Consider the following 23,388-nt stretch of genomic DNA (forward strand, 5'->3'; position numbering starts at 1 on the left):
ACGCTAAAAGGGACTGGTTGATCGATTGCCGACCGCGGATGGACCGGCGGCATGTCGCAACATCGAGGAAGCGGGGCCCCGGCTCCGCTTTTTTGTTTTGCGCTTTTCTTTTGCACAGCGCTGCGTAGCTGCAGATGGAAACCCGCTGCACACTTCCGTGGAATTCAGCCGGCTTGGAATTCAGCCGGGCAAAGAAAAGCCCGCCGGAACGAACCGGCGGGCGAGACGGGAGGAAGCTCTTTGTGGGGAATCAGGCGGCGAGCACGGCCTTCGGCTCGACCATTTCGTAGCCGAGCGCCTCGGCAACGGCGCGGTTGGTGATCTTGCCCTTGTGGACATTGAGGCCGTTGCGCAAGTGGTGGTCGTCGACGAGCGCCTTGAGGCCTTTGTCGGCAAGCTGCAGGCCATGATGCAGCGTCGCATTGTTGAGCGCATGCGCCGAGGTGACCGGCACCGCGCCGGGCATGTTGGCGACGCAGTAGTGGATGACGCCGTCGACCTCGTAGGTGGGATCGGCATGGGTGGTGGTGTGCGAGGTCTCGAAGCAGCCGCCCTGGTCGATGGCGACGTCGACGAGGACTGCCCCCTTCTTCATGCCGGAGAGCATTTCGCGGGTGACGAGCTTCGGCGCCGCAGCACCCGGGATCAGCACGGCGCCGACGACGATGTCGGCCGAGAAGCATTCTTCTTCCAGCGCCTCGACGGTCGAATAGCGGGTGTGAACGCGGCCGGCGAAGATGTCGTCGAGCTGGCGCAGGCGCGGGATCGAACGGTCGATGATGGTGACGTCGGCGCCAAGGCCGACGGCCATCTTGGCAGCATGCAGGCCGACGACGCCGCCACCCAGCACGGTGACTTTTCCGGGCAGGACGCCGGGCACGCCGCCGAGCAGCACGCCGCGGCCGCCATTGGCCTTCTGCAGCGCGGTCGCGCCGGCCTGGATCGACAGACGGCCGGCGACTTCCGACATCGGCGCCAGCAGCGGCAGGCCGCCGCGATCGTCGGTGACCGTCTCATATGCGATCGCGGTGACGCCGGAAGCGAGCAGACCCTTGGTCTGATCCGGATCCGGAGCGAGGTGAAGATAGGTGTAGAGGATCTGGCCGTCGCGCAACTGGACCCACTCGTTGGGCTGCGGCTCCTTGACCTTGACGATCATATCCGACTTGGCGAACACGTCGGCTGCGGTCTTGGCAATCGCGGCGCCTGCGGAGCGATAGGCATTGTCGTCGGCGCCGATGCCGGCGCCCGCGCCTGTCTCGACCAGCACTTCATGGCCATGCGCCACATATTCGCGGACCGAGCCGGGCGTCAGGCCGACGCGGTATTCGTGGTTCTTGATTTCCTTGGGGCATCCGACGCGCATTTTTCTTCTCCTGATACGGCCCGCTGGGGCTCGTTCCCTGTCAGCACCAAGTGAACCACGAATCGTTGCGCAGGTGTTTGCGAATGCGCTTGCGCCCTGCGGCCGGCTTCGATAATCGTTGCGCAAAATGGAAAGTTCTTCGCAGGAATCACGAAAAATGCCGCTCGATAGGATTGATATCGCCATTCTGGAGACTTTGCAGAAGGATGGGCGCATACCCAATGCGGCGCTCGCGGAGAAGGTCGGGCTTTCGCAATCGGCCTGCTCGCGCAGGCTCGACAATCTGGAGAAATCCGGGACCATCCGCGGCTACCACGCGCGTCTCTCAAACGCCGCGCTTGGTCATCAGATGACGGCGATCGTGCACATATCGCTGTCGGGCCAATTCGAGAAGACGCTGTCGGATTTCGAGGCGGCGATCAAGCGCTGCCCGAACGTGCTCTCCTGCCATCTGATGTCGGGCGAATACGACTACATCCTGCGCATCGCCGCCAAGGACCTCGTCGACTACGAGCGCATCCACAAGGAATGGCTGTCGGCGATGCCGCATGTGACGAAGATCAATTCGTCCTTCGCCTTGCGCGAGATCGTCGACCGCACCGCGCTGGGTTTGAAGCCAGAGATGGCTTAGAGCAATTCCAGAAAGCGTCCGTCGCGATTCTCGGTGCGGAATCGCCTAAGAAGAAGAACCTTGAGCGGGTGAGCCACTCTATGAGCTGAGCCGGGCTAGCCGCCATTGTTCCCCGCCGCCTCGGTCACCACCGTGGTCATGGGGATGTCGTGGGGCTGCGGGTAAATGGTGGGGATTCGCTGCAATTCGTAGCCGACGCCGATCACCAGCGGCCGGAACGGCATGGCGGCCAGCGTGCGGTCGAAGAAGCCGCCGCCGTAGCCGAGCCGGTAGTTGCCTGGGTCGATGCCGACGATCGGCGAGATCACGATGTCCGGCAGCACCGGATCGCCTGCGGCCGGGATCGGGATGTTCCAGACGCCTTTTTCCAGCCGGTCGCCCGGGACGTAGGCGCGAAACACCAGAGGGCGTCCCTTCTCGATGACGACGGGCAGCGCCGTGCGGCCGCCGCGCGCGTTGACCGAAGCCATCCAGGCGCGCAGATCCGGTTCGCCGCGGAACGGCCAATAGAGACTGACCATGCGGCCCGAAACGTCGCCGATCAGAGCGTCGAGGCCCTCGGCAATGCGCATCGACATTGCTGAGCGGGCGTCGGCGGAAACTGCAAGCCGGGTGCCGATGAGCCTTTCGCGCTCCGCCTTGCGCCATCGCTTCACATCGGCCCAGTCGGACAGCGGCATCTGATATGCCGGATCGAGTTCGTGCATGAAGCAAGGCGGCGAGGCATATTGTGCCGGGCCTTCGTCGTCGCGATTGTCAGCCATGCGTTCACTCCCTGTCATTGCGCTCCACGCTATCCCGGACAACCTAGGGCGGCATGTTCGTTCACGACACCGGGCGACGACTCCCGGGCAGTAGAATGGCCGGCGGCAACGTTGCTCCAATGCACAAAAATGCTTACATCACGGGGCGGTAATCGGTTTGGCGAGGTGGACGAATGAAGGAAGCCAGCCATCATGTAGTTGTCGTCGGCGCAGGGTTCGGCGGTCTCGAACTTACCCGCGCTTTGGCGGGTGCGGCGGTCCGCATAACGATGATCGACAGGCGTAACCATCATCTGTTCCAGCCTCTGCTTTACCAGGTGGCGACCACATCGCTGGCAACGTCCGAGATTGCCTGGCCGATCCGCCACCTGCTGCGCAAACGCCAGGACGTGACCACATTGCTCGGCACCGTCGTCGGTGTCGACCGCCAGGCCAAGCGCGTGCTGCTTCAGGATGGCAGCGCCATCGCTTATGACACGCTGGTGCTCGCCACCGGTGCGCGGCACGCCTATTTTGGTCACGATGAATGGGAGCCGTTCGCGCCTGGGCTGAAGACGCTGGAAGATGCCACCACGGTCCGGCGCCGCATCCTGCTCGCCTTCGAGCAGGCCGAGCGCGAGGATGACCCGGCCAAACGCCAAGCCTTGCTGACCCTGGTCATCATCGGCGGTGGGCCGACCGGCGTGGAACTGGCCGGCACCATCGCCGAGCTTGCGCATGACACGCTGCGTGACGAATTCCGCAACATCGACACGCGGCAGGCTCGGGTGGTGCTGATCGAAGCCGGCGACCGCATCCTTGCCAATTTCGCGCCGGACCTGTCTGCATACGCACAGAGGTCACTCGAGGGGCTCGGCGTAACCATCGAGCTAGGCCGCGCCGTCACGCATCTGGACGCCGAGGGCGTCGTCTTCGGCGATACACATCTGCCCGCAAAGACTATCCTGTGGGCAGCAGGCGTCGCCGCCTCGCCGGCAGCCGAATGGCTGGGCGTTGCGGCCGACCGGGCGGGCAGGGTGCTGGTCGAACCCGATCTCACCGTGCCGGGCAGTCCCGACATCTTCGTCATCGGCGACACGGCGCATCTGTTGCGGCAGGACGGAAAGCCGGTGCCGGGCGTGGCGCCTGCCGCCAAGCAGGCGGGCCGACATGTCGCGGCAACCATCAAGGCGCGGCTGGGCGGCGATACGACATCTCGCCCTTTCCGCTACCGGCATGATGGCGACCTGGCAACAATCGGCAAGCGCGCCGCCGCAATCGACTTCGGCTGGATCAAGCTCACCGGCTGGCTCGCCTGGTGGCTTTGGGGCATCGCCCACATCTACTTCCTGATCGGCTTCCGCAACCGGCTCGCGGTCTCGCTCAGCTGGCTGTGGATCTATTTCACCGGCCAGCGCAGCGCCCGACTGATCACCCAGGGCGACAACGACAAGGGCTGACTGGCGTCTTTCCGCGCCAGCGCATAATCTTGTCGTGATCAACACGGCATTATCGGCCGGTAAATCCGATCGTTGAAAAAGCGGTGAACTGAAACAATTGCCGCAAACCCACACTGGTTCGGGCCGGGCACATGCGATAGTTTCAGCCATGCGTTATGTGATCGTCATCGTCGGCCTCACGTTCTTCCTGATCTGGGATGGCCTCTACAATCAGGGCGACTATCTTGACGCGACGGTCAGGGAGATGTCGCGCATCGTGCGCTATGTTACCGGATTCGTCTGAGACTCGAGTGCCGCCGGACCGCGAGCGCGACATCGTTGCCGGTTGACGCAACACATCGGCTCGCACAAAACACGCCCAAAGCGACAATGAAGGAGGCTGGGTTGATCCGGCACATCGTTTTCTTCAGCGCCCGGCGCAAGGAGGATGTCGAGGCCGTACGGACAGGCCTTCAGGAACTGGGCAAGATACCGCATTCGAAGCTGTTCGAGGTGACGCTCAACACCAAAGTCGATCAGTTCTCCAACGCGATCGACGTGGTGGTATACGCGGAATTCGAGGACGAGGCGGCGCTCGCTTCCTACAAGGCGCATCCCCTCTACGAGCAGACGACCATCAAGGTCAAACCGCTGCGCGAACTGCGTTACTCGGCCGACGTGGTGGCCGCCGCCTGAGGCTGCGGCCGCTCCACGCGCTTCGCTCGTTCGAGCTGGTTCCGCGCGCCGGGATGTAGGGAACCTCCGGGATGGCTTGAACCCTCGGCCGGAATAGGGCACACCGCGCCGGCATGAGGAAAGCTACCGCCCACCCGCTTGACCATCTGGTGCTGCCCACGCGGAGCCTCGAGGTTGCGCGCAACCGCTTGTCGGCTCTCGGTTTCGTCGTCGCGCCGACCGGCGTCCATCCATTCGGAACCGAGAACTGCTGTGTGTTCTTCTCCGACGACACCTATCTGGAGCCGCTCGCAATAGGCGATGAAACGACGGCCGAGCGAGCGATAGCCGAGGGCAATGTCTTTGTCGCGCGCGACCGCCTTTTCCGCGACCGGCTTGGCGACGAGGGCTTCTCCGCCGTCGTGTTCGCAACGGCTGATGCCGATGCCGACCATGCCCGCTATGTCGCGAGCGGTCTGTCGGCGGGAAACATGCTGAGCTTCTCACGCGCTTTCACCGACGCGGCCGGGAAAAGCGATACGGCATCGTTCAAGCTGGCATTCGCGACAGGCACAGAGACGAGCGAGGCTTTCCTGTTCGCCTGCCAGCGCATCAACGCGCCGAAGATCGATCGCACGGCCCTGCAGGCTCATGCCAATGGCGTGGCTGGCATTCTCGAGATCGTGGCGGTCGGCGACAGGCCTTCGGCGCAGGTCGGATTGATGTCGGCCGCAGCGGGCAAGGATGCGGAAAACGGCGACAAGATTGAACTGCCCAACGCGGTGCTGACCGTTCTGAAGCCTGCCGCATTTACGTCGCGCTTCGGCGTGTCGGCCGGAAGCTCATCCGAGCTGCGTTTTGCGGCCATTGTTTTTTCGATCGGCAGCTCCGACGCTGCCGCGAGCGTGCTTGCAGCCAACGCGATCGAGCACAACCTGAGCGGCAACGACATCGTCGTGCCGGCGGCGCCCGGGCAGGGCGCCGTCTTCATCTTCCGGGAGATTCCATGAGCAAGGCCCTGGCACCCAATGCATCTGTTAGTCTCGGCACGACCGTCTTCGCCAACGATGCTCCGCTGTCGCTGATCGCCGGCCCCTGCCAGCTCGAATCGCGCCAGCATGCCTTCGACATGGCCGGGGCGCTGAAGGAGTTGACCGGGCGACTGGGTATCGGCCTTGTCTACAAGACCAGCTACGACAAGGCCAACCGCACCTCGCTTGGCGGCGCGCGCGGCGCAGGTCTCGATGCGGCGCTCCCGGTTTTCGACGATCTGCGCAAGGCGTTCGCGTTGCCTGTGCTGACGGATGTCCATACCGAGGAGCAATGCGCTCTGGTGGCGCCGCATGTCGATGTGCTGCAGATACCGGCCTTTCTCAGCCGTCAGACCGATCTGCTGATCGCGGCGGCACGAACCGGCAAGGCGGTGAACGTCAAGAAGGGACAGTTCCTCGCGCCATGGGACATGAAGAATGTCGTGGCCAAGGTCACCGGGTCCGGCAATGCCAATGTGCTGGTCACCGAGCGCGGCGCCTCGTTCGGCTACAACACGCTGGTCTCCGACATGCGCGCGCTGCCCATCATGGCCGAAATCGGCGCGCCGGTGATCTTCGACGCCACGCATTCGGTGCAGCAGCCTGGCGGGCAGGGCGGCTCGACCGGTGGCGATCGCCGCTTTGTCGAGACGCTGGCGCGTGCGGCGGTGGCGGTCGGCGTCGCCGGCGTGTTCATCGAGACGCACCAGGACCCGGACAATGCCCCCTCCGATGGCCCAAACATGGTTCCTTTGAAGGATTTGCCGGCGTTGCTGGAGAGGCTGATGGCGTTCGATCGGGTGGCGAAGGCACAGTAGGGTCTCGCCTCGGCGGCGACCGCCAGCGGAAAATCTGGAACCTTCGTTCGCTCCTCTCATTGTGCCAACAGGCATTCAATCGAGAGGAGCAAAATCATGACTACCCCGTCCGGGCATACCGAAGCCATTGCCGCCTCGCGCGTCATCGGCACGTCGGTCTACAACACCGAGGGCACCAGCATCGGCAGCATCGAGGACGTCATGCTCGACAAGATGTCGAACGGCATCATGTTCGCGGTGATCGGCTTCGGCGGTTTCCTCGGCATGGGAGAGAAATATCACGCCATTCCGTGGGCGAGCCTCGATTATGATAAGGACATGGGCGGCTACGTCGTGCCCTTCAACAAGGAGCAGCTGAAGGCCGCTCCCGCGTATTCGATCGACGAACTGACCGGCGCGGATGGCGAAGCGGCCCGCGATGCGTCCTTCGCCTATTACAATGTGACGCCATACTGGCACTGACTCCCGCGCGAAAACTGGAATCAAAAGGCCCCCAGAAATTCCGGGGGCCTTCGTACATCTGGAATTTACTGCGCTGCTTGGAGAGTGGACAGCTCAACCGAGCCTTGCTGGGGTTTCTGGTCGTCGCAGGATGTCAGGAACGCCGCCGCGATCAGAAACAAACTCACGATACCGCTCAACTGGGACATGGCGAAACTCCTCCTGTTTCGCCCCGCGCGGACTCGACCATAGATCAGAAGCGTGGGCGATGCGCATGACTTATGATGACAGAAATTTGCGCTTCGTGACTCATAGCACCGGCAATATTCGCCGGCCGCCCGATTGCCTTTTGCGATGCTTTGGCTAAGAGGGGCGCGACGCTTCAATCGAACAATCGGGGACATCGCAATGACCGCCATCGTCGACATAGTCGGGCGTGAAATCCTGGACAGCCGTGGCAATCCGACCGTCGAGGTCGACGTGGTGCTGGAAGACGGTTCCATGGGCCGCGCCGCGGTGCCGTCCGGTGCTTCGACCGGCGCCCATGAGGCGGTGGAGCTGCGCGACGGCGGGCCGCGTTATCTCGGCAAGGGCGTGCAACGTGCCGTCGAGGCCGTGAACGGCGAGTTGTTCGAGGCGATTGGCGGCATGGAGGCCGAGAACCAGATCCATATCGACCAGACGATGATCGAGCTCGACGGTACCCCCAACAAGAGCCGGCTTGGCGCCAACGCCATCCTGGGCGTGTCGCTGGCGGTCGCCAAGGCAGCCGCGGAAGCCGCCGGCCTGCCGCTCTACCGCTATGTCGGCGGCGCCAAGGCGCATGTCCTGCCGGTGCCCATGATGAACATCATCAATGGCGGCGCTCATGCCGACAATCCGATCGACTTCCAGGAATTCATGATCCTGCCGGTCGGTGCGCCGACGCTGCGCGACGGCGTGCGCTGGGGCTCGGAGATATTCCACACGCTGCGCAAGAAGCTGAAGGATGCCGGCCACAACACCAATGTCGGCGACGAGGGCGGCTTTGCCCCCAATTTGAAGAGCGCGCCTTCGGCGCTCGATTTCATCATGGAATCGATCGAGCAGGCCGGGTTCAAGCCGGGCGAGGACGTGGCCCTCGGCCTCGACTGCGCCGCGACCGAGTTCTTCAAGGACGGCAACTACGTCTACGAGGGCGAGAAGAAGACCCGTGATCCGAAGACGCAGGCGAAATACCTGGCCAAGCTCGCTTCCGACTATCCGATCATCACCATCGAGGACGGCCTTGCCGAGGACGACTGGGAAGGCTGGAAGATCCTGACCGACCTCATCGGCAAGAAGACGCAGCTGGTCGGCGACGACCTCTTCGTCACCAACACGGCGCGGTTGCGTGACGGCATCCGCATGGGCGTCGCCAACTCGATCCTGGTGAAGGTAAACCAGATCGGCTCGCTGACCGAGACGCTCGACGCGGTCGAGACCGCGCACAAGGCGGGCTACACCGCCGTCATGTCGCACCGCTCGGGCGAAACCGAGGATTCGACCATTGCCGACCTCGCGGTCGCGACCAATTGCGGGCAGATCAAGACCGGCTCGCTGTCGCGCTCCGATCGCATGGCCAAATACAACCAGCTCATCCGCATCGAGGAAGAGCTCGGCAAGCAGGCGCGCTACGCCGGCAAGTCGGTGGTCAAGGGCTGATCCCGGCAACCATCTTGCCATACTGAAAGAGGCGGGGCTTTCCCGCCTCTTTTCGTTTCGGCAGGTCTCAATCGGCCCTTCCGTAACCGTCCATTAAGCACAATCGGGCGAAAAAAGACTCGACGGTCGCTGGCTTCGCGACCAAGAGGGTTCGGGTCATGTGGACACGTCAGCACAAGCAGAGAAACACCGGCCGGCTGATCGTTCCGTCGCTGTGCGTGCTGTTCCTGACCTATTTCGGCTTCCATGCCTATCATGGTGAATTCGGCATCTATTCCAAGTATCGGCTGCAGGCGCAGGCCGTCGAACTGCAGGCGCAGCTCGACGTCGTCAAGGCACGCCGGATGGATTTCGAGCGTCGCGTCCAGCTGCTGCATGAAGGCACGCTGGAGAAGGATATGCTTGACGAGCAGGCCCGAAAGGCGCTCAATCTATCCCAGCCCGACGAAATCACCATCATGCTGCCAGCCTCGGCAAATTAACCGAACATCGGTTAACTGCTATTATTGCCAACGATTCTAACCGCTTAGATGCATGTCAGCCATGCGTTTTTCAGCATGGCGCAATGCTGTCCTGCATGTTAGCTTCGATCAAATCGGTTGGGGGGACGTTCGATCTCCCCGCATGTCCGCGAAGAGACGCCAACAGGGAGTGATGCATGGCAACCGCCGCCAGAAAAGCGCCTGCCAAGTCCAAATCCAAAGCCGACGGCAAATCGCCGGGCCTTTCCACCCCCAAGCCAGCCGAATTCACCAAGGAAGAGGAGTTGTCGGCCTACCGGCACATGCTGCTCATCCGCCGCTTCGAGGAGAAGGCCGGCCAGCTCTATGGCATGGGCTTCATCGGCGGCTTCTGCCACCTCTATATCGGCCAGGAGGCCGTCGTCACCGGCATGAAGATGGCGCTGATTGACGGCGATCAGATGATCACCGCCTATCGTGATCACGGCCATATGCTGGCCATGGACCTGTCGCCGCGCGGCGTCATGGCCGAGCTGACCGGACGCCGCGGAGGCCTCTCCAAGGGCAAGGGCGGCTCCATGCACATGTTCTCCAAGGAGAAGCATTTCTACGGTGGCCACGGCATCGTCGGCGCCCAGGTGTCGCTCGGCACCGGCCTCGCCTTCGCCAACCGCTACCGCGGCAACAAGAACGTCTCGCTGACCTATTTCGGTGACGGCGCCGCCAACCAGGGCCAGGTCTACGAGAGCTTCAACATGGCCTCGCTGTGGAAACTTCCGGTCATCTACATCATCGAGAACAACCGTTACGCCATGGGCACTTCCGTCTCGCGCTCTTCGGCCGAGACCGATTTCTCCAATCGCGGCGCTTCCTTCAAGATCCCGGGCATGCAGGTCGACGGCATGGACGTCCGGGCCGTCAAGTCGGCCGCCGATGTCGCCACCGAATGGTGCCGAGCCGGCAACGGCCCGCTGATCCTCGAGATGCAGACCTACCGCTATCGCGGCCACTCGATGTCCGACCCGGCAAAATACCGTTCCAAGGAAGAAGTGCAGAAGATGCGCTCCGAGCATGACCCGATCGAGCAGGTCAGGGTGCGGCTGTTGGACAAGAAATGGGCAAGCGAGGACGATCTCAAAGCCGTCGACAAGGAGGTTCGCGACATCGTCGCCGACGCCGCCGAATTCGCCCAGAACGACGCCGAGCCGGATGCATCCGAGCTCTGGACCGACGTGTTGCTGTAAGGGGAGGGCAAGCACATGCCGATCGAAATTCTCATGCCCGCGCTCTCGCCGACGATGGAAGAGGGCAATCTTGCCAAATGGCTGAAGAACGAAGGCGACAAGATCGTCGCCGGTGACGTGATCGCCGAGATCGAGACCGACAAGGCGACGATGGAAGTCGAAGCCGTCGATGAAGGCACGCTCGCCAAGATCGTGGTTCCTGCCGGCACCGAAGGCGTCAAGGTCAACGCCGTGATCGCCGTGCTTGCGGTCGATGGTGAAGATGTCGACAAGGCCGGCGAAGGCATCGGCGAAGAAGCGGCCAAGACCGAAGCCGCTGCGCCAGCACCTGCACCCGCTGCAGCCAAGAGTGAGGCTGCCGCACCTGTCGCGGCCGCGCCAAAGGCGCAAGTCGCCGCCGATCCGGACATCCCCGCCGGCACGGAGATGGTCTCGACCACGGTGCGCGAAGCACTCCGCGACGCCATGGCAGAAGAGATGCGCCGCGACGGCGACGTGTTCGTCATGGGCGAGGAGGTCGCCGAATACCAGGGCGCCTACAAGATCACCCAAGGATTGCTGCAGGAATTCGGGCCGCGTCGCGTCGTCGACACGCCGATTACCGAGCATGGCTTTGCCGGCGTCGGTGTCGGCGCGGCAATGGCGGGCCTGAAGCCGATCGTCGAGTTCATGACCTTCAACTTCGCCATGCAGGCGATCGACCAGATCATCAACTCAGCCGCCAAGACCCTCTATATGTCGGGCGGCCAGATGGGCGCGCCGATCGTCTTCCGCGGTCCGAACGGCGCCGCGGCGCGCGTGGCGGCGCAGCACTCGCAGTGCTATGCCTCCTGGTACAGCAACGTCCCGGGCCTGAAAGTGGTGATGCCGTATACGGCAGCCGACGCCAAGGGCCTGCTGAAGGCGGCGATCCGCGATCCCAACCCGGTCATCTTCCTCGAGAACGAAATCCTCTACGGCCAGTCCTTCGACGTGCCGAAGCTCGACGATTTCGTGCTGCCGATCGGCAAGGCGCGCATTCACAAGCAGGGCAAGGACGTAACCATCGTCTCCTTCGGCATCGGCATGACCTATGCGGTGAAGGCGGAAGCCGAACTGCGCGGCATGGGCATCGATGCCGAGATCATCGACCTCAGGTCCATTCGCCCGCTCGACTTCGACACGGTGATCGCCTCGGTGAAGAAGACCAACCGGCTGGTGGTCGTCGAAGAAGGCTTTCCGCAGAGTTCGGTCGGCGACCACATCGCCAGCCAAGTGTCGCAGCGTGCCTTCGATTTCCTCGATGCTCCGGTGATCACCATCGCCGGCAAGGACGTTCCGATGCCGTATGCCGCGAACCTCGAGAAGCTCGCCCTGCCCAATGTCGGCGAGGTTGTCGAGGCGGTCAAAGCCGTCACCTATCGCTGAGCCGGCCGGGAGGACACAATGCCAATCAACATCACCATGCCGGCGCTTTCGCCCACGATGGAAGAGGGCAACCTCGCCAAGTGGCTGGTCAAGGAAGGCGACAAGGTTGCGCCCGGCGACGTGATCGCCGAAATCGAGACCGACAAGGCGACGATGGAAGTCGAAGCCGTCGATGAAGGCACCGTCGCCAAGCTGGTGGTTCCGGCCGGCACCGAAGGCGTCAAGGTCAATGCGGTGATCGCCATCCTGGCTGGTGAAGGCGAGGATGCCGGTGCTGCTGCAAAAGCCGACGGCGGCGCAGCACCCAAGGCTGAGGCCCCAAAAGCGGAGGCTCCGAAGGCCGAGGCCCCTAAGGAGGCGCCGAAGCCGGCAGCTGCCGCTGCTGCACCAGCGAAGGCCGAACCCGCTCCGGTCGCCAACGGCCACGCCGGCGGCGAGCGCGTCTTCGCGTCGCCGCTCGCCCGCCGCATCGCCAAGGATGCCGGCGTCGACGTTGCGGCGCTGACCGGGTCCGGTCCGCACGGCCGCGTGGTGAAGGTCGATGTCGAGGCGGCGATCGCATCCGGCGGAGCCAAGGCAGCCCCCGCCGCCAAGGCGCCTGCCGGTGCGCCCGCCGGCGCTCCTGCTCCGGCGCCAAAGCCGATGTCGGACGATCAGGTGCTGAAGCTGTTTGCCGAGGGCTCCTACGAACTCGTCCCGCACGACAACATGCGCAAGACGATTGCGCGCCGCCTGGTCGAGGCCAAGAGCACCATTCCGCATTTCTACCTGACGCTGGACTGCGAGCTTGACGCTCTGCTCGCGCTGCGGACGCAGCTCAATGCGGCGGCGCCCGTGAAGAAAACCGAGAAGGGCGAGGTGCCGGCCTATAAACTGTCGGTCAACGACATGGTGATCAAGGCCATGGCGATGGCGCTGATGGCGGTGCCGGACGCCAACGCCTCCTGGACCGACAATGCCATGGTCAAGCACAAGCATGCCGATGTGGGCGTCGCCGTGTCGATCCCCGGCGGCCTGATCACGCCGATCATCCGCCGAGCCGACGAAAAGACGCTGTCGGTCATTTCCAACGAGATGAAGGATCTGGCGGGCCGTGCCCGCAGCCGCAAGCTGAAGCCCGAAGAATATCAGGGCGGCACGACGGCTGTTTCCAATCTCGGCATGTTCGGCGTCAAGGACTTCGCGGCTGTCATCAACCCGCCGCATGCCACGATCCTGGCGGTTGGCGCCGGCGAGCAGCGTGCGGTGGTGAAGAACGGCGAGATCAAGATAGCCAACGTGATGTCGGTGACGCTGTCCACCGATCACCGCGCCGTCGACGGCGCGCTGGGCGCCGAGTTGCTGGGTGCCTTCAAGCGTCTCATCGAAAATCCGATGGGTATGCTGGTCTAAGAGGAAAAAAGGCGGTGCGGACATTCTTCACCAGCCTTTTCGCCTTCATCCTTTCCGGTCTGGCCGGCGGACTGGTCGTTCAGGAATTGGCCGTACTTACCGGAGCGACGGAAGAATACATTCTGGTCTTTGCGGCAACGGTGATGATCGTCATCGTCGTGACGATCGGCTTCTTCCTGGTGCAGTTCCGTGCCGAGCCGCTCCGGGCCGTCGACCGGATGTTTTGGTGGCTGCTTGCGATCTTCGGGATCGTCCTGTTCGCGCTCGCCGGTTGGATGTTTTCGGTGCCGGCCGAGAACAGGGCGATCGCAAGTGACGTTTCGATTGTTGCCGGCCTGATCCTGCCCGGCATCGTGGCGGTCATCGTGCAATGGCTGTTCGTGCGCTGGCGGCTCAAGCGCATGTCGGCGGTGTTCGGCAGGGGTGGAGCAAGCGCATGACGACGATTCTCTGTTACGGCGACTCGCTGACCTGGGGCTATGACGCCGCCAGTCTCGGCCGCCATGGGCTGCAGGACCGCTGGCCGAGCGTTCTCAAGGCTGCGCTCGGCGGTGATCTCGAAGTCATCGCCGAGGGCCTCAACGGCCGCACCACCGCTTTCGATGAGCACGTGGCCGGCGCCGACCGCAACGGCGCGCGCGTGCTGCCCACCATCCTGATGAGCCATGCGCCGCTCGACCTGATCATCATCATGCTCGGCGCCAACGACATGAAACCGTGGATTCACGGCAATCCGGTCGCCGCCAAGCAGGGCATGGAGCGGCTGATCAATATCGTGCGCGGGCACGATTATCCGTTCGACTGGCCGGCGCCGCAGATTCTCATCGTCGCACCGCCCCCGGTGACGCGCACCGACAATGCTGAATTCAAGGAAATGTTTGCCGGCGGCGACGACGCCTCGAAGCGGCTGGCGCCGCTGTATTCCGCACTCGCCGACGAAGCCGGTTGCGGCTTCTTCGATGCCGGCAGCGTCGCCGTCACCACGCCGCTCGACGGCGTCCATCTCGATGCCGAGAACACGCGGCGGATCGGCCAGGCGCTGGCCCCGATCGTGCGCGTGATGCTCTCACTCTAACCCGCAGAAAGATCAGGGAGAAATCCGTGGCTGAGAACTACGACGTCATCATCATCGGCTCTGGCCCTGGCGGCTACGTGACGGCGGTACGTTCCGCCCAGCTTGGCTTCAAGACGGCAATTGTCGAGCGCGAGCATCTCGGCGGCATCTGCCTCAACTGGGGCTGCATCCCGACCAAGGCTTTGCTGCGCTCGGCCGAGATCATGCATTATTCGGATCACCTCAAGGAGTACGGGCTGAAGCTCGAAGGCGGCAAGGTCAGCGCCGACACGGCCGCCGTGGTCGATCGCTCGCGCAAGGTGTCCCTCAGGCTGAATGGCGGCGTCGCCTTCCTGATGAAGAAGAACAAGGTCGACGTCATCTGGGGCGAGGCCAAGCTTTCGAAGGCTCCTTCTGGTGACAAATTGGGCGAGATCGTCGTCTCCAAGACCGCCAAGAAGCCGATGGAGCCGCAGCCGCCAGCGCCGAAGGGCGTCAAGGGCGAAGGCACCTACACCGCCAAGCACATCATACTCGCGACCGGCGCCAGGCCGCGTGCGCTGCCCGGCATCGAGCCGGACGGCAAGCTGATCTGGACTTATTTCGAGGCCATGGTGCCGAAGGAGATGCCGAAGTCCCTGCTGGTGATGGGCTCGGGCGCCATCGGCATCGAGTTCGCTTCCTTCTATCGCACGATGGGCGCGGAAGTGACCGTGGTCGAACTCTTGCCGGCGGTGATGCCGGTCGAGGACGCCGAGGTCTCGAAATTCGCGCAGAAGCAGTTCGAGAAGCAGGGGATGAAGATCATCCTCGAAGCCAAGGTGACCAAGGTCGAGAAGGGTGCCAACTCGATCACCGCGCATGTCGAGATGAAGGACGGCAAGGTCGAGAAGATCACTGCCGACCGCATGATCTCTGCCGTGGGCGTGCAGGGCAACATCGAGGGCCTCGGTCTCGAGACGCTCGGCGTGAAGACCGATCGCGGCTGTGTCGTGGTGGACGGCTACGGCAAGACGAACGTGCCCGGCATTTACGCGATCGGGGATGTCGCCGGGCCGCCGATGCTTGCGCACAAGGCCGAGCATGAAGGCGTGGTCTGCATCGAAAAGATCGCCAACGTGCCCGGCGTGCATGCCACCGACAAGCAGAAGATCCCGGGTTGCACCTATTGCAATCCGCAGGTCGCCTCGGTCGGCCTGACCGAAGCCAAGGCCAAGGCGGAAGGCAAGGATGTCCGCATCGGCCGCTTCCAGTTCGGCGCCAACGGCAAGGCCATCGCGCTCGGCGAGGATCAAGGTTTCATCAAGACCATCTTCGACAAGAAGACCGGGCAGCTGCTCGGCGCGCATATGGTCGGCGCCGAGGTGACGGAGCTGATCCAGGGTTTCGTCGTGGCGATGAACCTCGAGACCACCGAGGAAGAGCTGATGCACACGATCTTCCCGCATCCGACGCTGTCGGAGATGATGAAGGAAAGCGTGCTCGACGCTTATGGCCGCGCTTTGAACGCATGATAGATTGCCAATCGATGTTAAATTGGTTGGGCGAGACTCAGTCGCGAGCGCCGGAGGACTCTGAGAGCAAGGCAATTCGTATCCGGATGCATTTTCACCTGATCGAGGAGGAGTTGGCATATGGACGTGAATGGCGTGGGCTGGCTGGCAGCCATCATCATCGGCGGTTTGGCCGGATGGCTCGCCGAGATGGTCATGAAGAGCAACACCGGCATCTTCATGAACATCATCCTTGGCATTGCCGGCGCGGTGGTGCTGAACGCAATCCTCAGGGCCCTCAACATCGAAGCCTTTGGTGTCGGCTGGTTCGCCTATCTGATCACCGGCTTCATCGGCGCCTGCCTGCTGATCTTTGTCGGACGTCTGGTGCGCCGCTGAGGCTCACGAACAGCCGTTATGCGAAAATGGCCGTGGCGGCATGCGCCGGCGCGGCCTTTTTCTTTGCTCCGAAAAGTCCTAGATGACGCCAACAGGCGGCCGTGGCAGCGGCCGCGAAGGGTTTGAGATGGTCACTGTTCTCGACACGATCGGCAAGGCACCGCGGCCGCGGCATCCGGAGAAGGCGCACAGGCCGGACCAGGAAGTGCTGCGCAAGCCGGACTGGATCCGCGTCAAGGCGCCGGTCTCGAGGGGCTACGCCGAGACGCGCGAGATCGTGAAGTCGCACAAGCTGGTGACCGTGTGCGAAGAGGCCGGCTGCCCGAACATCGGCGAATGCTGGGACAAGAAGCACGCCACCTTCATGATCATGGGCGAGATCTGCACGCGTGCCTGCGCCTTCTGCAACGTCGCCACCGGAATCCCGACCGCGCTCGACGCTGGCGAGCCGGCGCGCGTCGCCCATGCCGTCAAACAGATGGGCCTCAGCCACGTCGTCATCACCTCGGTCGACCGTGACGACCTTGCCGACGGCGGCGCGCAGCATTTCGCCGAGGTCATCCATGCCATCCGTGCGGCTGCCCCCTCGACGACGATCGAGATCCTGACGCCCGACTTCCTGCGCAAGGACGGCGCGCTGGAGATCGTCGTGGCCGCCAAGCCGGACGTCTTCAACCACAACCTCGAGACGGTGCCTTCGAACTATCTGACGGTGCGGCCGGGCGCCCGCTATTTCCATTCGATCCGGCTGCTGCAGCGGGTCAAGGAACTCGATCCGTCGATCTTCACCAAGTCGGGCATCATGGTCGGGCTCGGCGAGGAGCGGAACGAGATCCTGCAACTGATGGACGATCTTCGCTCGGCCAATGTCGACTTCATGACCATCGGCCAATATCTGCAGCCGTCGAAGAAGCACCATCCGGTGATCCGCTTCGTCACGCCGGAGGAGTTCAAGTCCTACGAGACGATCGGCAGGACCAAGGGCTTCCTGCTGATGGCGTCCAGCCCCTTGACGCGATCCTCGCATCACGCCGGCGACGACTTCGCCAGGCTGCGCGCGGCACGCGAAGCACAGCTCAACAAAGCCAGCTAACCTGCTGTTTCAATGCCGAAATTCGAAGCCATCCGCCGCGTTGGCCACACGCCGAAAGAAATGTTCGCGCTGGTCGCGGATGTCGAGGCGTATCCGCAGTTCCTGCCGCTCTGCGAAGCGCTGACGGTGCGCTCGCGCAAGGAACGCGACGGCCGCACCATCCTCGTCGCCGATATGAGCATCGGCTACAAGGCGATCCGCGAAACCTTCACCACCCAGGTGCTCCTGAGGCCGGAAGAGAATGCCATCGACGTCAAATACATCGACGGCCCGTTCAAATATCTGAGCAATATCTGGCGCTTCGATCCGGCCGAAGGCGGCTGCGAGGTGCATTTCTTCATCGACTATGAGTTCAAGAGCCGCATTCTCGGCGCGCTGATGGGCACGATGTTTGACCGCGCCTTCCGCATGTTCTCGGAAGCTTTCGAAAAACGCGCCGACCTGATCTACGGCATCAAGCCCGGCTGATTTCACCCCGCCCGTCATCGCCAAGCGCACGCAGCCCAAGTTGCAGCGCGTGCCTCACGGTCTCGTGGCGGATGAATTCGCGGCCCTTGTGGGCAAACAACTGGTGTTCGGCGACGACCGGCTGTCCGGCAAGTGCGACTGCGAACCAGACGAGGCCGACGGGCTTTTCCGCCGAACCGCCGCTCGGGCCGGCGATGCCGGTCACGGCCAGAGACAGGGTCGCGCGCGAATGCGCCAGCGCACCCGCTGCCATCTCCAGCACGGTTTGCCTTGAGACGGCGCCATAGGCGTCGAGGGTTGCGGCCGTTACGCCGAGCATGTCCATCTTGGATTCATTGGAATAGGTGATGAAGCCGCGGTCGACCACGGCGGAAGAGCCGGCGATATCCGTCAGCGCGGCGATGATCATGCCGCCGGTGCAGCTCTCGGCCGTCGCCAGCATGACGCCGCGTTGCTGACAGGCCAGGAGCAGGGCATTGGCGAGTTCGGCGTTGCTCATTTCGGCACCTCTCCTGGAAACACCACGCTGGCTGTGGCGATCGCCGCAATGCCCTCGCCACGGCCGACGAAGCCGAGCTTCTCGTTGGTCGTGGCCTTGATCGAGATGCGCTCCGGCGCAATGTCGAGCATGGCGGCAAGTGCCGCCGTCATCGCCTCCCTGTGCGGACCAACGCGCGGCGCCTCGCAGATCAGCGTGACGTCGGCGTTGGCGATGCGGCCGCCGCGTTCGCGCACCAGCCTTGCCGCATGCTCGACGAAGATCCTTGAGGCGGCACCTTTCCATTGCGGATCCGACGGCGGGAAATGCGTGCCGATGTCGCCCGCGCCGCAGGTGGCGAGCAGTGCATCGGTGAGCGCATGAAGGCCGACATCGGCGTCCGAATGCCCGGAGAGTTTCCGCTGGTAAGGAATGGCGATGCCGCACAGCGTGACGTGGTCGCCAGGCTCGAAGGCGTGCACATCGTAGCCATTGCCGGTGCGGATGTCCGGAAAGCGCGGCAGCGCGCCTGAAAGCCGCTGGTCGGCCATTGCGATATCCCTTGCCCAGGTGAGTTTGACGTTATCCGGCGAGCCGGGGACAATCTTGACCGGAATCTGCGCCCATTCGGCGATGGCCGCGTCGTCTGTGAAGTCCAGTCTGCCGAGATGGTGCGCCTTTTCGTGCGCCGCCAGCAGCAGTTCGAAAGGAAAGCCCTGCGGCGTCTGGGCGGCATGAAGCCCGTCCCTCGACACCGTTTCCTCGATCATGCCGGTTGAAGACTTGCGCTTCAGCGTGTCGGCAACGGGCAGGGCGGGAAGCGAGCCCTGCTGCTCGCCTATGCCTGCGATCGTACGGTCGATAAGCTCGGAGTCTACGAAGGGGCGCACGGCGTCATGCACCAGCACCTTGGCCGGCGCGTGCTGCCTCAAGGCCAGAAGCCCCAGCCGGACGGAGGCCTGGCGAGAGGCGCCACCGACAACGGCGATGACGCGTTCGCCAAGCATCCCCGCCGCGCGCTTGAAAAGCTCGCCGTCGTCGGCATGGATGGCAACGGCCACCGGTCCGATAGCGGGGTGCGACAGGAATGTTTCCAGCGTGTGCGCGATGACGGCGCGTCCGCCGATGCGCTGATATTGCTTCGGTCCATCGGCCTGGCCGGCGCGCGCGCCGCGGCCGGCCGCCACGATCACCACGGCGATTTTGCCATCCTCGCTCGAAGCTTGATCTTCACTTGCGTCGGTCATGATGAGAGGCTTAGTCGTGGCTCGAAGGGAAGGCCAGCCTTTTCCAAAATGCGCCTTAATGTGACGTCATTGCGCATTGCACAAAGCCTTGCATCTGGCTACAGAATGTGCAGCAATCGAACATGCTTGGTTTTTGTGCATGCCTGAGTTGACCACATTGGCTCTGCCGCTTGATGTCGGCGGTGTGACGATTCGCAATCGCGTATTCCTCGCGCCGATGTCGGGCATCACGGATGAACCGTTCCGCCGCCGCGCGCATGGGCATGGCGCCGGTCTTGTCGTATCGGAAATGGTCGCGAGCGGCGAACTGGCCAAGGGCAGGGCAGGCTGCGACCTTCGCATCCGCCATTCAGGCCTGCCTGTTCATATGGTTCAGCTTGCCGGCCGCGAGGCTGCCCACATGGCCGAAGGTGCGCGGATAGCGGCCGGCGAGGGCGCCGACATTATCGACATCAACATGGGCTGCCCGGCGAAGAAGGTGACCGGCGGCTATGCCGGCTCGGCGCTGATGCGTGATCTCGACCACGCGCTGTCGCTCATCGAAGCGGTGATCGGCGCCGTTTCGGTGCCGGTCACGGTCAAGATGCGGCTCGGCTGGGACGAATCCGCGCTCAATGCCCCGATACTAGCGCGCCGCGCCGAGCAGGCCGGCATACGGATGGTCACCGTGCATGGCCGCACGCGCTGCCAATTCTACCAAGGCAAGGCCGATTGGCGGGCGATCGCGCGCGTCAAGGAAGCCGTATCGATCCCGGTGGTGGCCAATGGCGATGTCGGCTCAGCGCAAGAAGCGGCGACGATCCTCGACCAGTCCGGCGCCGACGCGGTGATGATCGGCCGCGCCCACTACGGCGCGCCCTGGATTGCCGGCAGTATTGCGGCCGCCGCCGCTGGTGCAGGCGCGGCAGGTATTCCCGAAACGGCGCATGGTCTCGCCGACTACGTCGTTGCCCACTACGAAGAAATGCTCTCGCTCTATGGCACAGAAAGCGGGCTTCGGCAGGCACGCAAGCATCTCGGTTGGTATCTCGACCGCCATGCGGCCAATGTTTCTGCCGAGCAGCGCAAGCGCATTCTCACGTCCTTCGAGCCTGCCGAAGTGATTGCCGGATTGTGCAGGACATTCGTCGAGAACGGTGAGCCGGCCAGGCTGAGGAGCGCGGCATGACCATGACTGGTCCACAGGGCACCGACATGCCGGACGCAGCCAACATTGTCCTCAACACCATCCGCCGTCCGGTGATCATGGTCGATTCCGGCGGTTTCATCACCTTCGCCAATGCGGATGCCGAGGATTTCTTCCGCTCCAGCGCGACAATGCTTGCCCGCAACACGCTGTCCAAGCTGGTGCCGTTCGGCAGTCCGCTGCTGACGCTGGTCGACCAGGTGCGCGAGCGTCGCGCGCCGGTCAACGAATATCGCGTCGACGTCTCCTCGCCGCGCCTCGGCATCGAGAAGATGGTCGACCTCTATGTCGCGCCGGTGCCGGAATTCCCGGGTTCCGTGGTGGTGATGTTCCAGGAACGGTCGATGGCCGACAAGATCGACCGTCAGATGACCCATCGCGGCGCTGCGCGTTCCGTCACCGGTCTCGCCGCCATGCTGGCGCATGAGATCAAGAACCCGCTTTCCGGCATTCGGGGTGCCGCCCAGCTGCTCGAACTGTCGGCCTCCGACGAGGATCGCGCCTTGACCCGCCTCATCACCGACGAGACCGATCGCATCGTCTCGCTGGTCGATCGCATGGAGGTGTTTTCGGACGAGCGGCCTATCGAGCGCTATCCGGTCAACATCCACGTCGTGCTGGACCATGTGAAGGCGATCGCCAAGAACGGTTTTGCCAGGCGGATCAAGATCTTGGAGGAATATGATCCATCGCTTCCTCCGGTTTTTGCCAATCGCGACCAGTTGATCCAGGTGTTCCTCAATCTGGTCAAGAACGCCGCTGAGGCGATCGGCGCCGATCCGCAAGGCGAGATCGTGCTGTCGACGGCTTTCCGGCCGGGCATCCGGGTTTCCGTGCCGGGAACGCAGGACCGCGTTTCGCTGCCGCTCGAATTCTGCGTGCGCGACAACGGCCCCGGCGTCTCGGAGGACATCCTGCCGATCCTGTTCGACCCGTTCATCACCACCAAGCCGAACGGCTCAGGCCTGGGGCTCGCATTGGTGGCCAAGATCGTCGGCGAGCATGGCGGCGTCATCGAATGCGATTCGACGCCGCGCGGAACCACCTTCCGCATCCTGCTGCCCGCCTGGAAGGCGAGCGCGCCAGACACCGAGGAAGACCCTGAAGGAGACCGCAAATGACGGTTCGCGGCAATATCCTCGTCGCCGACGACGATGCGGCCATCCGCACCGTGCTGAACCAGGCACTGTCGCGAGTCGGCCATGAGGTGCGGGTGACGTCCAACGCCTCGACGCTGTGGCGCTGGGTGGCGGCAGGCGAGGGCGACCTCGTCATCACCGACGTGGTGATGCCGGAGGAGAACGCCTTCGACATGCTGCCGCGGATCAAGAAGGCGCGGCCGGAACTCCCGGTCATCGTCATGAGCGCGCAGAACACCTTCATGACCGCCATTCGGGCTTCCGAGACCGGTGCCTACGAATACCTGCCGAAACCGTTCGACCTCACCGAACTGCTCAATATCGTCAACCGCGCGCTGGCGGAGCCGAAGCGGCCGAAGCTCGACTCGCGCGCCGACGACCAGCCGGAGACGATGCCGCTGGTCGGCCGCTCGGCCGCCATGCAGGACATCTACCGCATGCTGGCGCGCATGATGCAGACGGACCTGACGGTGATGATCAGCGGCGAATCCGGCACCGGCAAGGAGCTCGTGGCGCGCGCGCTGCACGAATATGGCCGCCGCCGCGGTGGCCCGTTCGTCGCCATCAACATGGCGGCCATCCCGCGCGACCTCATCGAATCGGAGCTGTTCGGCCATGAGAAGGGCGCCTTCACCGGCGCCCAGAACCGCTCCACCGGCCGCTTCGAGCAGGCGGAGGGTGGCACGCTGTTCCTGGACGAGATCGGCGATATGCCGATGGAGGCGCAGACGCGTCTGCTGCGCGTGCTGCAGCAGGGCGAATACACCACCGTCGGCGGCCGCACGCCGATCAAGACCGACGTGCGCATCGTCGCCGCCACCAACAAGGATCTCAGGACGCTCATCAACCAGGGCCTGTTCCGCGAGGATCTGTTCTATCGCCTCAACGTCGTGCCGCTGCGGCTGCCGGCGTTGCGCGAGCGCTCCGAGGACATCCCGGACCTTGTGCGGCATTTCTTCAAGCAGGCCGCAAGCGAGGGCCTGCAGACCAAGCGCATCTCCTCCGGCGGTATCGAACTGATGAAGCGCTACCCCTGGCCCGGCAATGTGCGCGAACTGGAAAACCTGGTGCGGAGACTGGCCGCGCTTTACTCGCAGGACGAGATTTCGGCCGAGATCATCGAAGCGGAGCTCAAGACCGGCGAGCGACCGGTCGTCCCGGGTACAGGTCCTCTCATTCCGGACGACCTGTCGATCGGCCAGGCGGTCGAACATTTCCTACAGCGCTATTTTGCCTCCTTTACCGGCGACCTGCCGCCCGCCGGACTCTACCAGCGCATCCTTGCGGAGGTCGAATATCCACTCGTGCTGGCGTCGATGACCGCGACGCGCGGCAACCAGATCAAAGCGGCAGAGCTTTTGGGCCTCAATCGCAACACGCTGCGCAAGAAGATCCGCGAGCTTGGCGTCAACGTCTACAAATCGGCCAGGCAGCCCTGATGCTTGCCGCCAAACCGTCGCGGCGGATTGGCAGCCAAGACTTGCATCGAAACAAAGACTT

26 protein-coding genes are annotated in these 23,388 nt (G+C 63.5%); 21 read left to right on the plus strand and 5 right to left on the minus strand.

The annotated features are described in order from the left end of the window. Positions 1 to 250: 250 nt before the first annotated feature. The gene (gene ald, locus EN818_RS02410) at positions 251 to 1,366 is read right to left on the minus strand and encodes an alanine dehydrogenase (RefSeq protein WP_095807453.1); all 1,116 of its coding nucleotides are present in this window, start codon (positions 1,364 to 1,366) and stop codon (positions 251 to 253) included. A gap of 157 nt (positions 1,367 to 1,523) precedes the next feature. On the opposite strand from ald, the gene EN818_RS02415 reads away from it, so the two are divergent. Beyond that, complete coding sequence (locus EN818_RS02415; protein ID WP_095807507.1) at positions 1,524 to 1,997, plus strand: Lrp/AsnC family transcriptional regulator; 474 nt, start codon at positions 1,524 to 1,526, stop codon at positions 1,995 to 1,997. A gap of 95 nt (positions 1,998 to 2,092) precedes the next feature. Here the strand turns inward: EN818_RS02415 and EN818_RS02420 are convergent, their stop codons facing one another. Beyond that, positions 2,093 to 2,761: a 5-formyltetrahydrofolate cyclo-ligase gene (locus EN818_RS02420; RefSeq protein ID WP_095807452.1), complete on the minus strand. Its 669-nt coding sequence runs from the start codon at positions 2,759 to 2,761 to the stop codon at positions 2,093 to 2,095. 173 nt (positions 2,762 to 2,934) lie between these two features. Between EN818_RS02420 and EN818_RS02425 the strand changes: the two genes are divergently transcribed. The 6 genes from EN818_RS02425 (at position 2,935) to EN818_RS02445 (ending at position 7,165) form a co-directional block, all read left to right on the plus strand. Then, a complete protein-coding gene (locus EN818_RS02425; protein WP_129552757.1) occupies positions 2,935 to 4,200 on the plus strand; it encodes an NAD(P)/FAD-dependent oxidoreductase in 1,266 nt (421 codons plus the stop codon). Between the two features lie 148 nt (positions 4,201 to 4,348). Continuing rightward, positions 4,349 to 4,483, plus strand: coding sequence for a hypothetical protein (locus EN818_RS34260; RefSeq protein ID WP_280952453.1), 135 nt, complete (start codon positions 4,349 to 4,351; stop codon positions 4,481 to 4,483). Between the two features lie 101 nt (positions 4,484 to 4,584). Continuing rightward, positions 4,585 to 4,875 carry a Dabb family protein gene (locus EN818_RS02430; RefSeq protein ID WP_095807506.1) on the plus strand — a complete coding sequence of 97 codons (291 nt, stop codon included), beginning with the start codon at positions 4,585 to 4,587 and terminating at the stop codon, positions 4,873 to 4,875. 113 nt (positions 4,876 to 4,988) lie between these two features. Then, a complete protein-coding gene (locus tag EN818_RS02435; RefSeq protein ID WP_095807450.1) occupies positions 4,989 to 5,864 on the plus strand; it encodes a VOC family protein in 876 nt (291 codons plus the stop codon). Further along, positions 5,861 to 6,703, plus strand: coding sequence for a 3-deoxy-8-phosphooctulonate synthase (gene kdsA, locus EN818_RS02440; RefSeq protein WP_095807449.1), 843 nt, complete (start codon positions 5,861 to 5,863; stop codon positions 6,701 to 6,703). Before EN818_RS02435 ends, kdsA begins: the two co-directional genes overlap by 4 nt. A 96-nt stretch (positions 6,704 to 6,799) precedes the next feature. Beyond that, a complete protein-coding gene (locus EN818_RS02445; RefSeq protein ID WP_095807448.1) occupies positions 6,800 to 7,165 on the plus strand; it encodes a PRC-barrel domain-containing protein in 366 nt (121 codons plus the stop codon). 65 nt (positions 7,166 to 7,230) lie between these two features. Here the strand turns inward: EN818_RS02445 and EN818_RS34265 are convergent, their stop codons facing one another. After that, on the minus strand, positions 7,231 to 7,353 hold the full coding sequence (locus EN818_RS34265; protein WP_280952452.1) for a hypothetical protein: 123 nt from the start codon (positions 7,351 to 7,353) through the stop codon (positions 7,231 to 7,233). A gap of 199 nt (positions 7,354 to 7,552) precedes the next feature. On the opposite strand from EN818_RS34265, the gene eno reads away from it, so the two are divergent. The 11 genes from eno (at position 7,553) to EN818_RS02500 (ending at position 17,838) form a co-directional block, all read left to right on the plus strand. Beyond that, entirely contained in the window at positions 7,553 to 8,827 is a 1,275-nt protein-coding gene (gene eno / locus EN818_RS02450) for a phosphopyruvate hydratase (protein ID WP_095807447.1), read from the plus strand. Between the two features lie 158 nt (positions 8,828 to 8,985). Further along, complete coding sequence (locus tag EN818_RS02455) at positions 8,986 to 9,309, plus strand: septum formation initiator family protein (protein WP_095807446.1); 324 nt, start codon at positions 8,986 to 8,988, stop codon at positions 9,307 to 9,309. 176 nt (positions 9,310 to 9,485) lie between these two features. After that, a complete protein-coding gene (pdhA, locus tag EN818_RS02460; protein ID WP_095807445.1) occupies positions 9,486 to 10,532 on the plus strand; it encodes a pyruvate dehydrogenase (acetyl-transferring) E1 component subunit alpha in 1,047 nt (348 codons plus the stop codon). Positions 10,533 to 10,547: 15 nt separating this feature from the next. Then, positions 10,548 to 11,939 carry a pyruvate dehydrogenase complex E1 component subunit beta gene (locus EN818_RS02465; protein ID WP_095807444.1) on the plus strand — a complete coding sequence of 464 codons (1,392 nt, stop codon included), beginning with the start codon at positions 10,548 to 10,550 and terminating at the stop codon, positions 11,937 to 11,939. A gap of 18 nt (positions 11,940 to 11,957) precedes the next feature. After that, positions 11,958 to 13,331, plus strand: coding sequence for a pyruvate dehydrogenase complex dihydrolipoamide acetyltransferase (locus EN818_RS02470; RefSeq protein ID WP_095807443.1), 1,374 nt, complete (start codon positions 11,958 to 11,960; stop codon positions 13,329 to 13,331). A gap of 14 nt (positions 13,332 to 13,345) precedes the next feature. Continuing rightward, on the plus strand, positions 13,346 to 13,771 hold the full coding sequence (locus EN818_RS02475; protein WP_095807442.1) for a hypothetical protein: 426 nt from the start codon (positions 13,346 to 13,348) through the stop codon (positions 13,769 to 13,771). After that, on the plus strand, positions 13,768 to 14,406 hold the full coding sequence (locus EN818_RS02480) for an SGNH/GDSL hydrolase family protein (RefSeq protein ID WP_095807441.1): 639 nt from the start codon (positions 13,768 to 13,770) through the stop codon (positions 14,404 to 14,406). The genes EN818_RS02475 and EN818_RS02480 overlap by 4 nt, the downstream gene beginning before the upstream one ends. Positions 14,407 to 14,432: 26 nt before the next feature. Then, the gene (lpdA, locus tag EN818_RS02485; protein ID WP_095807440.1) at positions 14,433 to 15,899 is read left to right on the plus strand and encodes a dihydrolipoyl dehydrogenase; all 1,467 of its coding nucleotides are present in this window, start codon (positions 14,433 to 14,435) and stop codon (positions 15,897 to 15,899) included. 120 nt (positions 15,900 to 16,019) lie between these two features. After that, the gene (locus EN818_RS02490) at positions 16,020 to 16,277 is read left to right on the plus strand and encodes a GlsB/YeaQ/YmgE family stress response membrane protein (protein ID WP_095807439.1); all 258 of its coding nucleotides are present in this window, start codon (positions 16,020 to 16,022) and stop codon (positions 16,275 to 16,277) included. 127 nt (positions 16,278 to 16,404) lie between these two features. Beyond that, positions 16,405 to 17,370, plus strand: a complete 966-nt coding sequence (lipA, locus tag EN818_RS02495) for a lipoyl synthase (RefSeq protein ID WP_095807505.1) — start codon at positions 16,405 to 16,407, stop codon at positions 17,368 to 17,370. 12 nt (positions 17,371 to 17,382) lie between these two features. Beyond that, positions 17,383 to 17,838, plus strand: coding sequence for a type II toxin-antitoxin system RatA family toxin (locus tag EN818_RS02500; protein ID WP_095807438.1), 456 nt, complete (start codon positions 17,383 to 17,385; stop codon positions 17,836 to 17,838). Here EN818_RS02500 and EN818_RS02505 read toward each other — a convergent pair. Both EN818_RS02505 and EN818_RS02510 read right to left on the minus strand, forming a co-directional pair. Then, positions 17,825 to 18,337: a CinA family protein gene (locus tag EN818_RS02505; RefSeq protein ID WP_095807437.1), complete on the minus strand. Its 513-nt coding sequence runs from the start codon at positions 18,335 to 18,337 to the stop codon at positions 17,825 to 17,827. The two genes, EN818_RS02500 and EN818_RS02505, sit on opposite strands and share 14 nt — an antisense overlap. Beyond that, complete coding sequence (locus EN818_RS02510) at positions 18,334 to 19,563, minus strand: bifunctional 2-C-methyl-D-erythritol 4-phosphate cytidylyltransferase/2-C-methyl-D-erythritol 2,4-cyclodiphosphate synthase (RefSeq protein WP_095807436.1); 1,230 nt, start codon at positions 19,561 to 19,563, stop codon at positions 18,334 to 18,336. Before EN818_RS02510 ends, EN818_RS02505 begins: the two co-directional genes overlap by 4 nt. A 139-nt stretch (positions 19,564 to 19,702) precedes the next feature. Between EN818_RS02510 and dusB the strand changes: the two genes are divergently transcribed. Genes dusB through ntrC form a run of 3 tightly spaced genes read left to right on the plus strand, consistent with a single transcriptional unit; the run spans position 19,703 to position 23,327 of the window. Then, positions 19,703 to 20,731 (plus strand): tRNA dihydrouridine synthase DusB, encoded by a 1,029-nt coding sequence (dusB, locus tag EN818_RS02515; RefSeq protein WP_095807435.1) that lies wholly within the window; start codon positions 19,703 to 19,705, stop codon positions 20,729 to 20,731. Next, entirely contained in the window at positions 20,728 to 21,870 is a 1,143-nt protein-coding gene (locus EN818_RS02520) for a nitrogen regulation protein NR(II) (RefSeq protein WP_095807434.1), read from the plus strand. Before dusB ends, EN818_RS02520 begins: the two co-directional genes overlap by 4 nt. Further along, positions 21,867 to 23,327, plus strand: coding sequence for a nitrogen regulation protein NR(I) (ntrC, locus tag EN818_RS02525; RefSeq protein WP_095807433.1), 1,461 nt, complete (start codon positions 21,867 to 21,869; stop codon positions 23,325 to 23,327). Before EN818_RS02520 ends, ntrC begins: the two co-directional genes overlap by 4 nt. Positions 23,328 to 23,388: the final 61 nt, after the last annotated feature.

The sequence above is a fragment of the Mesorhizobium sp. M3A.F.Ca.ET.175.01.1.1 genome (assembly GCF_004791945.1).
Classification (GTDB): Bacteria; Pseudomonadota; Alphaproteobacteria; order Rhizobiales; family Rhizobiaceae; genus Mesorhizobium.

Bases quoted from the DNA above. Each gene is read 5' to 3' on its own strand.
- ntrC (WP_095807433.1), top strand. From the start codon at position 21,867: ATGACGGTTCGCGGCAATATCCTCGTCGCCGACGACGATGCGGCCATC.
- EN818_RS02510 (WP_095807436.1), bottom strand. From the start codon at position 19,563: ATGACCGACGCAAGTGAAGATCAAGCTTCGAGCGAGGATGGCAAAATC.
- EN818_RS02445 (WP_095807448.1), top strand. From the start codon at position 6,800: ATGACTACCCCGTCCGGGCATACCGAAGCCATTGCCGCCTCGCGCGTC.
- eno (WP_095807447.1), top strand. From the start codon at position 7,553: ATGACCGCCATCGTCGACATAGTCGGGCGTGAAATCCTGGACAGCCGT.
- EN818_RS02500 (WP_095807438.1), top strand. From the start codon at position 17,383: ATGCCGAAATTCGAAGCCATCCGCCGCGTTGGCCACACGCCGAAAGAA.
- EN818_RS02435 (WP_095807450.1), top strand. From the start codon at position 4,989: ATGAGGAAAGCTACCGCCCACCCGCTTGACCATCTGGTGCTGCCCACG.
- EN818_RS02505 (WP_095807437.1), bottom strand. From the start codon at position 18,337: ATGAGCAACGCCGAACTCGCCAATGCCCTGCTCCTGGCCTGTCAGCAA.
- dusB (WP_095807435.1), top strand. From the start codon at position 19,703: ATGCCTGAGTTGACCACATTGGCTCTGCCGCTTGATGTCGGCGGTGTG.
- EN818_RS34265 (WP_280952452.1), bottom strand. From the start codon at position 7,353: ATGTCCCAGTTGAGCGGTATCGTGAGTTTGTTTCTGATCGCGGCGGCG.
- EN818_RS02470 (WP_095807443.1), top strand. From the start codon at position 11,958: ATGCCAATCAACATCACCATGCCGGCGCTTTCGCCCACGATGGAAGAG.
- EN818_RS02465 (WP_095807444.1), top strand. From the start codon at position 10,548: ATGCCGATCGAAATTCTCATGCCCGCGCTCTCGCCGACGATGGAAGAG.
- EN818_RS02420 (WP_095807452.1), bottom strand. From the start codon at position 2,761: ATGGCTGACAATCGCGACGACGAAGGCCCGGCACAATATGCCTCGCCG.
- kdsA (WP_095807449.1), top strand. From the start codon at position 5,861: ATGAGCAAGGCCCTGGCACCCAATGCATCTGTTAGTCTCGGCACGACC.
- EN818_RS02520 (WP_095807434.1), top strand. From the start codon at position 20,728: ATGACCATGACTGGTCCACAGGGCACCGACATGCCGGACGCAGCCAAC.
- EN818_RS02490 (WP_095807439.1), top strand. From the start codon at position 16,020: ATGGACGTGAATGGCGTGGGCTGGCTGGCAGCCATCATCATCGGCGGT.
- EN818_RS34260 (WP_280952453.1), top strand. From the start codon at position 4,349: ATGCGTTATGTGATCGTCATCGTCGGCCTCACGTTCTTCCTGATCTGG.
- lipA (WP_095807505.1), top strand. From the start codon at position 16,405: ATGGTCACTGTTCTCGACACGATCGGCAAGGCACCGCGGCCGCGGCAT.
- pdhA (WP_095807445.1), top strand. From the start codon at position 9,486: ATGGCAACCGCCGCCAGAAAAGCGCCTGCCAAGTCCAAATCCAAAGCC.
- EN818_RS02425 (WP_129552757.1), top strand. From the start codon at position 2,935: ATGAAGGAAGCCAGCCATCATGTAGTTGTCGTCGGCGCAGGGTTCGGC.
- ald (WP_095807453.1), bottom strand. From the start codon at position 1,366: ATGCGCGTCGGATGCCCCAAGGAAATCAAGAACCACGAATACCGCGTC.
- EN818_RS02480 (WP_095807441.1), top strand. From the start codon at position 13,768: ATGACGACGATTCTCTGTTACGGCGACTCGCTGACCTGGGGCTATGAC.
- EN818_RS02415 (WP_095807507.1), top strand. From the start codon at position 1,524: ATGCCGCTCGATAGGATTGATATCGCCATTCTGGAGACTTTGCAGAAG.
- EN818_RS02455 (WP_095807446.1), top strand. From the start codon at position 8,986: ATGTGGACACGTCAGCACAAGCAGAGAAACACCGGCCGGCTGATCGTT.